Source organism: uncultured Nostoc sp. (genome assembly GCF_964245445.1).
Taxonomy (GTDB): domain Bacteria; phylum Cyanobacteriota; class Cyanobacteriia; order Cyanobacteriales; family Nostocaceae; genus Nostoc.
On sequence record NZ_CAXTNE010000027.1, the window covers coordinates 36,366 to 45,663 of the forward strand.

Here is a 9,298-nt window from a genome sequence, read left to right on the forward strand (position 1 = left end):
AATTTAAGAAGCCAAATTGTGACGCAAGGTGTGCAGCGATCGCCTAATCGAGCTATGCTGCGGGCAGTTGGTTTTAAAGATGAAGATTTCAATAAAGCCATTGTGGGTATTGCCAATGGTTACAGTACGATCACTCCCTGTAACATGGGGATAAATCAACTGGCGCAAAGAGCAGAGGTTGGTATAAAGTCTGCCGGGGCGATGCCGCAAGTGTTCGGCACAATAACCATCAGCGACGGGATTTCGATGGGAACTGAAGGGATGAAATATTCTTTAGTGTCGCGGGAAGTCATCGCTGATTCCATTGAAACCGCCTGTACCGGACAAAGTATGGATGGTGTGCTAGCCATTGGCGGTTGTGATAAAAATATGCCAGGGGCAATGTTAGCGATCGCCCGGATGAATATCCCTGCAATATTCGTTTACGGTGGCACCATTAAACCCGGTCACTACAACGGACGCGATTTAACTGTTGTTAGTTCTTTTGAAGCTGTTGGTCAATATAGTGCTGGAAAAATTGACGAAAAGGAATTATTAGAAGTTGAAGGTCGGGCTTGTCCTGGTGCTGGTTCCTGTGGGGGAATGTTCACGGCTAACACCATGTCTTCAGCATTTGAAGCGCTGGGGATGAGTTTGCCCTATTCTTCGACAATGGCAGCCGAAGATGCCGAAAAAGCCGACAGTACGGAAAAATCAGCATTTGTGTTAGTCGAAGCTATCCGCAAACAAATCTTGCCCAGCCAAATTATCACCCGCAAATCTATAGAGAATGCCATCTCTGTGATTATGGCAGTGGGTGGTTCGACCAATGCAGTATTGCATTTCTTAGCGATCACCCGTGCCGCTAATGTAGAGTTAACGCTGGATGACTTTGAAACTATCCGCGCCCGTGTTCCCGTTTTGTGTGATTTAAAACCAAGCGGTAAATATGTAGCTACAGATTTGCACAAAGCTGGTGGCATTCCCCAAGTGATGAAAATGCTACTCGCACATGATTTACTACATGGTGATAGCCTCACCATCACTGGTCAAACAATCGCAGAGATATTGGCAGATATACCAGAAGAACCATCCGCCAATCAAGATGTGATTCGTCCTTGGAACAACCCGATGTATCCCCAAGGACACTTAGCTATTCTCAGAGGTAATTTGGCAACGGAAGGGGCTGTCGCCAAAATTACTGGCGTGAAAAAGCCAGTAATTATCGGTCCCGCACGGGTGTTTGAATCGGAAGAAGCTTCTTTAGATGCAATTTTGGCAGGTAAGATTCAAGCTGGTGATATTTTAGTCATTCGCTACGAGGGGCCTAAGGGCGGCCCTGGGATGCGCGAAATGTTGGCTCCCACCTCAGCAATTATCGGTGCTGGTTTGGGTGATGCTGTGGCATTAATTACCGACGGACGCTTTTCTGGCGGTACTTACGGCATGGTGGTTGGTCATGTTGCTCCAGAAGCAGCTGTTGGTGGTGCGATCGCTCTTGTAGAAGAAGGCGATAGTATTACTATTGATGCACCTGCTCGTTTATTGCAATTGAATATATCTGAAGAAGAATTGGCTCGTCGTCGTACCAACTGGCAGCCCCCCGCTCCCCGTTACACTAAAGGCGTGTTGGCGAAATATGCCAAATTGGTATCTTCTAGCAGTATTGGTGCTGTGACAGATTTGGACTTGTTTAATTAATCTGACGTAAGGGACATCTCCCAAAAAGAATGTAGAGACGTAGCAGTGCTACGTCTTTTTGATTTCTAGTAATTTTTACCTAAATTTTATGAGTTTTTGTAAAAATATTGAAGAAATTTCAGGAAATTTACACAGCAGTTATGATGTCAATAGAGAAATCACGGAAATATAGTTGACTGTCAACTGCTTAAAACTGAAAAGGGTACAAAATGAGTTCTGAATCTAATGTCAAATTAACGATCGCTCTTTCTAATCCAGACTTAGATGCAGATGAGCAAGAACGGGAAACACGAAATCTGCTGCGAGAAATCAAAGACTTAGATGTAGAAAGTGCTGAACTTGTAGCAGTTACAGAAACTCCTCCAGGATCAAAGGCATTTGGAGCTTTTCTATTGGGAGTGTTGCAAACAGAGGTGAGTGTTGCCAATTTTAAGAAATTATTAGGATTTTTGGGCGATCGCTTGGGTAACAAAACCATTGAGTTGGAAGTTGAGGCTAACGGTAAAAAACTCAAAGTAAAAGCCAGCAGTCGAGAAGAATTAACAGCAGCGCTGGAAGCTGCGCAAAAGTTTGTAGCCGTAGGCTGAGAAATCCCATAATAAAAAAGAGGATAGCGAGATGGTTAAGGTAGCACTGCTAATAGGAGTCAGCGAGTACGAGCCTGGTCTTAACCCATTACCAGCCTCAGTAAAGGATATGCAAGCGATCGCCAAAGTGTTGCAGCATCCAGAAATGGGTGGATTTGCTGAGGCTGATCTCAAAAAATTGGAGAATCCCGATCCTCAAAAAATGCAGGAAGCGATTGAGACGTTGTTTAGTAATCGGCGTAAGGATGATCTAACAATAGTTTACTTCTCCGGTCATGGGATTAAAGATGAGAGCGGCAAACTTTACCTAGCTACTCGCCTCACCCGTAAAAATTCTCAAGGACAACTCATCAAATCAACTGCTGTTCCCGCCAGTTTCATTCATAATATCATGAGTGAAAGCCGCTCTAAGCGACAAGTAATAATTCTCGATTGCTGCTTTAGTGGGGCATTTGCCGAAGGTTGGTCAGCCAAAGATGATAGTTCTGTCGATATCCGATCTCAACTTGGTGGTGAAGGGCGGGTTGCTCTCACTTCTTCCACTTCTACTCAGTATTCTTTCCAGCAAGAAGGAGCAAATCTTTCTACTTACACTCGTTACCTCGTTGAGGGTATTGAAACAGGAGCAGCAGACTTAGATAATGATGGTGCAGTTTCTATTGACGAATTGCATGAGTACGCTAAAAAGAAAGTTCAAGAAGCAGCTCCAGCGATGCAACCAGAAATCTATGCACATAGCGAAGGATTCAAAATTCTTTTAGCTAAAGCACCAACTGGCGATCCAAAACTGAGGTATCGCAAAGAAGTTGAGATTTATGCCAGTCGAGGCGAGATTTCTATTATTGGTCGCAAAATTTTAGATGCGTTACGCCAGAATTTGGGATTAGTCACTGAAGAAACTGCCGTAATTGAAACTGAGGTTTTAAAACCTTATCAAGATTACAAGCAAAAATTACAGCAATATGAGCAAGCATTAGTTGATGCGATTGCAGGCGAACCGACTCTCAGCGATTATACGCGCAATGATTTGCAACGTTATCAGCAGATTTTGGGGCTTAGAAATGAAGATATAGCGCCAATTGAGCAGAGAATTCTTTCGAGAAATCAACTTAGTTCTAAACGGAGAATAGACATAACTAGAAGAACTCTATCACAGCCTCAGTCACTATTTGAAAAGATTGTGCTGGGTAAAAAAAAATTGATCGCAGGTGGTGCAATTGTGCTAATTGGGTTAGTAGGGTATCCGACTTATGAATATGTTTGGCTGCCATCTCAGTCACTGGAAGCCAAGTACAAGTTAATAACACGGACACATGAACCCCTTCTGCCTCCACAGCAGTCGATTATACCTTCTAAGGCTGATGGCGGAACTGCTGTAGTTTCTACGGGAATAAAGCGTAGCAACTTTATTACTGAAGTAACATTATATAATCCTACAAATACTACAAATATTAAATGGAAATATGGTTTTTCATTTCGAGAAACAGCAAAATTGGGCGATAACCAGCGCTACGTGTATACTTTGTGTGTGACATCTGATAAACGTTGGAAATTAGATGCAAGTACGCCAATAGCATCCAATAACGTGCCAAACCTCAATATATCAAACAATAACCCAAATAAATTAGGCCTAATTGTTAAAGATAAGCAAGCTATTTTATTTGTAAATGATGAACGTGTTGCCACAATGGATATTTCATTACTAGAAGGAGTGGGACAAATTTATTTAGTAGTCAGCAGCGATAGCAGTAATAAATCAGAGGTATATGACTTTAAGTATGAAGACTTTAAAGTTTGGTCTTTAGACAATTGAGGTATGCTAGACTAATAGCTTCTCCTTTCGTTTTTCTTTTGCTAATACAAGCAGGTAAGGTAGGACATTCAGTTACCCAGGAACCGTCTTCTCCTAAATATATAATAATTACTTGTTTTTTTTATATATTACTGTTACAAAATAAGTCTTATAGAGTATCTCAAAGAAAAAATGCTCTAATAATCAATTAGAGCAACCAAGGATTTCAACAAAAACCCGGTGCTGATAAATAAACATATTGTCCTCAGGAAAAAAATTATTGCGATCAGCCCAAGTTTGTTGCAAAGAGCAAATCAAGACATTCATAGCAATACGCTGGCGATTTGATTTCAAGGGTTCACCATAATCAAAAATTAAATCTGTAGGGCGCATCAATCGGGGGTTCCCAGTCTACAATGCTGTTGGATTTGTCTCAGTAGTCATGAGCGATCACCTTTCTCAGAAAGCCTTAGATTTCTATCATAATCTGTCGAGAGCTTACTGAAGTAAGGCGTAAAGATTACAAATGGTTATAAATTATTCTTCATGCAATCTCGAAAATCAGGCATAGCTTGACGAATTCCAATTGTTCGCAAGAATATTAGAACAGATCAACTCGGATTGCTGTGATGATTCCCTATTATGAGTGATCGCTTCATGTACACAAATATAAACATTAACAATCCTTAATAGATAATATTATTAAGGATTGTTAAGAAGAGCAAAAACTGCTCACAAACGCGATTGTTTCTTAAAAATCATCGAGAAACTGACTAAGGCGACTGATTACGGGGTCAACCTCTTGAGGAGGGGTAGCAACAGAATAAGAAGTATTATTTACTACTTCTAATTGAGTTGGAGACTGAATGAACGATCGATCATTGACTATGATCGCCAGTTGTGCAACTTGTTGAGAAAGTTGCAGTAGATGGTGTTCCATCGCCTCCAAACGATTAGATCCCTTGGCAAAAAAACGTTCCTCAAGTCCAGCCACTTGACGTTGCAGTTCACCGATTTGCTGTTCAATCGGTGTTGTTGCTGCTGTTTGTGGAGCAGGTTGTACAGATTCCGGTACACATAAAGATTGCCATAAGGCTTCTTTACAGAGGTCGCTGAAAGTCTTGTCTGGTTGTTTGTCCAAATAACTTTCTACTTGCGCTAACAAGCTTTCATCAGCAAGCTCTGGGTTGAACGTGACGGATTTAACTACCTTTTTTGACCATTGGAACATCAGCTTTATGCCCTAGCAGCGCGATTGGAGGATAATTGTGCCTCTCCATAAATATACTGCCCCAAAGCATTCGCCTGTCGTGAAGGTGCTGCTAAATGAGCATTAATTTTTGCTTCTTTGAGCAGACGTTGAACGTCGTCCCAGAAGAACTCACCACCCCCGCCAGTCAGAATCACATCGGTGACACGTTCTGGCAACCAGGCTAGCACACGGCTACAGATTTCGCGCGAAAACATCTCCGTAAGGTTGGGAAGAAAATCGTCTAGGTTGGTGGGCTTGCTTGCGCCTTTAGGACGGTAATAGCGTTCACCTCTGGGTTTATTCACAGCGGAAATCAGAGCTAGAGATTGACTATCTGCTCCCTCGATTTCGGCGGACACCAATTCATAAAACTTGTTCATACCGAAGTCTTCGCTCTTAGAAGCACCTCTGGCAAAACGGAAGTTATCTACCATCAAAAGATCGACGGTCTGATGTCCAATATCAACGATCGCCACCGATATTTTTGTAAAATCGGGACTACCAGGGCTTTTCTTCGGTTGAGCTTCAGACCACAGCAAGCTGCCGTAGCCCTCTGGCATTACCCATACCTTACTGACGTTCAGCGATATAGATTCGCCTCGGAAGTTCAACACATGAGGGCCGCCTACTTGGCTAATCAACTGGGCTTTTTCCTTTTCAAATTGCTCTAAGGAAAGAAAAGGCAGACCTAGTACGACTGATATATCATTTTTGAGTTTGAAGTAGCCAGCACTTGCTAACACTTTTACCAGTGCAGCTTCTACCTTAGATTGGCCAACTCCTAAATTCGCCCCAAAATCTGCTGCTAGTTGACCAACAGCATATCCATTGCCTTGATACTCTAGCCACAAATCCATTAAAGGGTCAGTAGCCCTAGCTTCAAAAACACCGCCGCGTACTTGTTCTATTGACATCTGCTTGACGTTGGCAGGTACGAATACCACATTACCGGGTTCACGACTCACACAAGTTTTTGTGGAAGTTCTGCCTAAGTCAACACTGAGAATGGTTTTTCCTGGAAGGTTTGGGTTTGGGTTTTGGATGGGATTATTAACAGCATTTATGGGAGTGGATGCCGACACTCTATTCATCGGTATAGCAGCGGCATTGATAGGGGTTGCGGCGGAAGGTTGGTCTGTCATGAAAGCTCCTAGTTCAAACTTAACTGTAAAAAGTTGTCATGCTCATCTTACAAAAATGCGAGCAACCAGAAATTCTAGGTTGCGTCAAGTGTAGCTAGAAATACGCCAAAAATTAATTTGGGCGATACCTCCGATAAGCTTATGCCTTCGCACATCTAGTATTATTTGGCATAGTGTAGGCGAATTTTGGCCAGATGTAACCCCTGCTTTCACTGCTTTCAAACCAAAAGCGTCCGTGTTTCATTTTCTAGTACGTCTTAACTGGCGCTTGAATATCCAAAAAACAAATACTAGAACCAAACCGCCAAGTACGATTTTGGACACAGGAGCAAGGTACTTGTCCACAAGTTCATACTGACTACCTAATGCGTATCCTGAGTATGTTAGCAAACCTACCCAAGCAGCGCTACCTAATGTTGTGTAAAACAAGAATGGTAGCAATGGCATATTGCTGATACCTGCGGGAACAGAAATCAAGGTGCGGATTCCTGGTACAAGGCGACCAATTAATACTGCTTTTCTACCTTGTTGGTCAAACCATTCTTTGGCCTTAGTGATATCTTTACTGGATATAGCCAGCCATTTGCCATACTTGTCAGCCCAAGCTCTCAAACGGGTTTCGCCCAAAAACTTACCTGGATAATACCAAATAAGTGCCCCTAATACAGAACCCAGAAGTCCTGCAAAAAACACACCAATGAAATTCAGCTTTGCCCCCCCTGGTTGATATGGACTTGCTGTAAATCCAGCCAGTGGCATAATCAATTCTGAAGGGATCGGGGGAAAAAGGTTCTCTAGGAACATTAGTAGGGCGATTCCCCAATAGCCAAAATAGTTGATAGTATTAGTTATCCATTCAAGCATTGAGTCAATTCCTAAAATTGCGGTACTATTCTTGTGACTAAGATTCCGCTTTAGCTTTTAAAAAAGCTAACTATCCCCGCTTGCTAAAGTCAAGGTAATTCGGCTGCACGAAAAGTTGGCATTACAATAAAGAAACAGAGTAAAACAAGTGGAAGCTGGTAGTCTGTCCCATTAGTTTTGATAGGTTTGTAGTAAGCACTTTAGTGCTTGAATATTTGAAGACTTTAGTCCTCACTACAAAACTAATGCGATAAACCATTAGATAATTAACGGCTCAAGTTCACGATCATGCCATTGCCTCTGATACCATTCGGAAACCAAGGGACGGACAATAAACTTAGGATGGCCTTCGCCTTTAACGTCAATACGTAAACCTGAGTAAGGTCGTCGCTTTTGAAAACCTTGACCATTGCGACCAATGAAGAGATGCGATCGCGCCACTAATCTATTTTCCTCCATTAAATCTACTCCCTCAATCCGTTGGCGTCGCAAACTAAACCCGCTACCGCCACAAACAATCCAGTGGATATGAGAATCAGCGTGTCCTGTATCCATTGTCTCCAGGTGTTCCAAGCAGTGGGCGTGACCGTTTAATACTAAATCAACCAAAGAACGCCCCTGAGTTAGAGAACCTATTTCTTTAGCTACTGCATCTAACACACTACGGAGGCGATCGCGAATTATCAGAGTTTGTGCTTGCTGCCACTTTGTTGCTTCAGTTACATAAGGTGGATGATGGAAATAAATCACCCTTCCCCGAACTTCAGAGTTATTCCAAGATTCAATTAATTTTTGTTTGAGCCAGTCTAGTTGTTCAGTGTCAGTCAGCGTTGTTTTATCAGTAGCTAATTGCTTTTTGATATCAACAATAATTTCTTCAATTTGTGACACCTTGGCGTGGTAGTCGTCTAATTGGTCAGCTTCAATAGGGTTTTCTGGACGAAGCTTGGCTGAGGTTTCAATGATTTGCAGCTTTTCTTGCTCCAAATCTTCACGACGTTTTTCTAAAATTCTGCGATCGGCATTGCCTTGTTTTGTTTTAGGTAGCGGTGGTGGATCGTTAAATGTATTTGAATCCAAGGCAAAGAAATCAATACCGCCATAGCGAAAAGTGTAGTAGCGATTGGGAAGGCGAGTAAAGTGCCCAGGTTCATAGCTGAGACAATAACCTGTATCTGTTTTAGCTGTGTAGTACTGATTTAAATGATTATTTAACTCTCCTGGAAGCTGAAACGCTTGAAGATAGTCCAGAAATGCCCGTGCGTAGGCTTCACCCGTTCCTGAACCATGCAAGCCTACATCTAGGTCTAAGCGCGATCGCAACAGGCGGCGAATGGGTAATGTTGTCAGAGAGGCCAAGCTCAATAGAATCGGCAAGTTATAGTAATCGTGATTACCCGGTACAGGTAAAATGGGCAGCTTAAAAATCATCTGGTCATAAGCAATCCTTTGAGAATGCTCTCCCCCCAAGAGAAACTCTTGGTAAGGCTGGATGAAGTTCTGCTGATAGTATTCACTCGATCCCACTAAATAGATCACATCCCCGGTATGCAGCATAAAACGGCATTCGCTGTGATGGGGCAACATAAGTTCAGCCACCTTTCGCTGGGGATTGTGTCCCCGGTGCTTGCCGGAACCACTATCACCTACAACTAAAAATGAGAACTCAGAATTGTCTGTTTGGCCATCCTCCAACACCAGTCGAGTTTGGTCGATGTTCCGTTCTACAATTAACGGATCTTGCCACCGTACCCGTTGATTCATTTTACGAATTTTGTTAGCGATCGCTGGATCAGATACAAGTTTCAATGCAACCTACTCCTGAGTTTTCAATTAGGAATTGAAGAAGAGGAAAGGGGGCAGGGGACAAGGGGCAGAAGGGAGAACCCCATAAATAAATTTAGGGCTACTGAAAGCTTGAACGCATTATTTCTTCTGGCACTTGAGGCTCGAAATAAATATAAAACATTGAGCATAAATA

General features: G+C 42.5%; 7 protein-coding genes. 3 read left to right on the forward strand and 4 right to left on the reverse strand.

Annotated features, from left to right (window positions below; translation table 11 throughout):
- The 3 genes from ilvD to ACFE90_RS07325 form a co-directional block, all read left to right on the forward strand.
- Positions 1–1,680 (forward strand): dihydroxy-acid dehydratase (gene ilvD / locus ACFE90_RS07315; RefSeq protein ID WP_375499135.1); only part of this gene is annotated, 1,680 nt, incomplete at its 5' end.
- 209 nt (positions 1,681–1,889) lie between these two features.
- Positions 1,890–2,267, forward strand: a complete 378-nt coding sequence (locus tag ACFE90_RS07320; protein ID WP_375499137.1) for a hypothetical protein — start codon at positions 1,890–1,892, stop codon at positions 2,265–2,267.
- Positions 2,268–2,298: 31 nt separating this feature from the next.
- A complete protein-coding gene (locus ACFE90_RS07325) occupies positions 2,299–4,080 on the forward strand; it encodes a caspase domain-containing protein (protein WP_375499139.1) in 1,782 nt (593 codons plus the stop codon).
- 730 nt (positions 4,081–4,810) lie between these two features.
- On the opposite strand, the gene ACFE90_RS07330 is transcribed toward ACFE90_RS07325, so the two are convergent.
- The 4 genes from ACFE90_RS07330 to ACFE90_RS07345 all read right to left on the reverse strand — a co-directional run bounded on the left by ACFE90_RS07330 (position 4,811) and on the right by ACFE90_RS07345 (position 9,126).
- Positions 4,811–5,290, reverse strand: coding sequence for a plasmid segregation centromere-binding protein ParR (locus ACFE90_RS07330; RefSeq protein WP_375499141.1), 480 nt, complete (start codon positions 5,288–5,290; stop codon positions 4,811–4,813).
- Positions 5,291–5,295: 5 nt separating this feature from the next.
- Complete coding sequence (locus tag ACFE90_RS07335; protein ID WP_375499143.1) at positions 5,296–6,453, reverse strand: ParM/StbA family protein; 1,158 nt, start codon at positions 6,451–6,453, stop codon at positions 5,296–5,298.
- Between the two features lie 240 nt (positions 6,454–6,693).
- Positions 6,694–7,317, reverse strand: coding sequence for a DedA family protein (locus tag ACFE90_RS07340; RefSeq protein WP_375499145.1), 624 nt, complete (start codon positions 7,315–7,317; stop codon positions 6,694–6,696).
- A 258-nt stretch (positions 7,318–7,575) separates the two neighbouring features.
- Complete coding sequence (locus tag ACFE90_RS07345; protein ID WP_375499147.1) at positions 7,576–9,126, reverse strand: metallophosphoesterase family protein; 1,551 nt, start codon at positions 9,124–9,126, stop codon at positions 7,576–7,578.
- Positions 9,127–9,298 lie beyond the last annotated feature (172 nt).

Excerpts from the sequence above, each read along its gene's own strand:
- ACFE90_RS07320 (WP_375499137.1), top strand. The coding sequence starts at position 1,890 with ATGAGTTCTGAATCTAATGTCAAATTAACGATCGCTCTTTCTAATCCA.
- ACFE90_RS07325 (WP_375499139.1), top strand. The coding sequence starts at position 2,299 with ATGGTTAAGGTAGCACTGCTAATAGGAGTCAGCGAGTACGAGCCTGGT.
- ACFE90_RS07330 (WP_375499141.1), bottom strand. The coding sequence starts at position 5,290 with ATGTTCCAATGGTCAAAAAAGGTAGTTAAATCCGTCACGTTCAACCCA.
- ACFE90_RS07335 (WP_375499143.1), bottom strand. The coding sequence starts at position 6,453 with ATGACAGACCAACCTTCCGCCGCAACCCCTATCAATGCCGCTGCTATA.
- ACFE90_RS07340 (WP_375499145.1), bottom strand. The coding sequence starts at position 7,317 with ATGCTTGAATGGATAACTAATACTATCAACTATTTTGGCTATTGGGGA.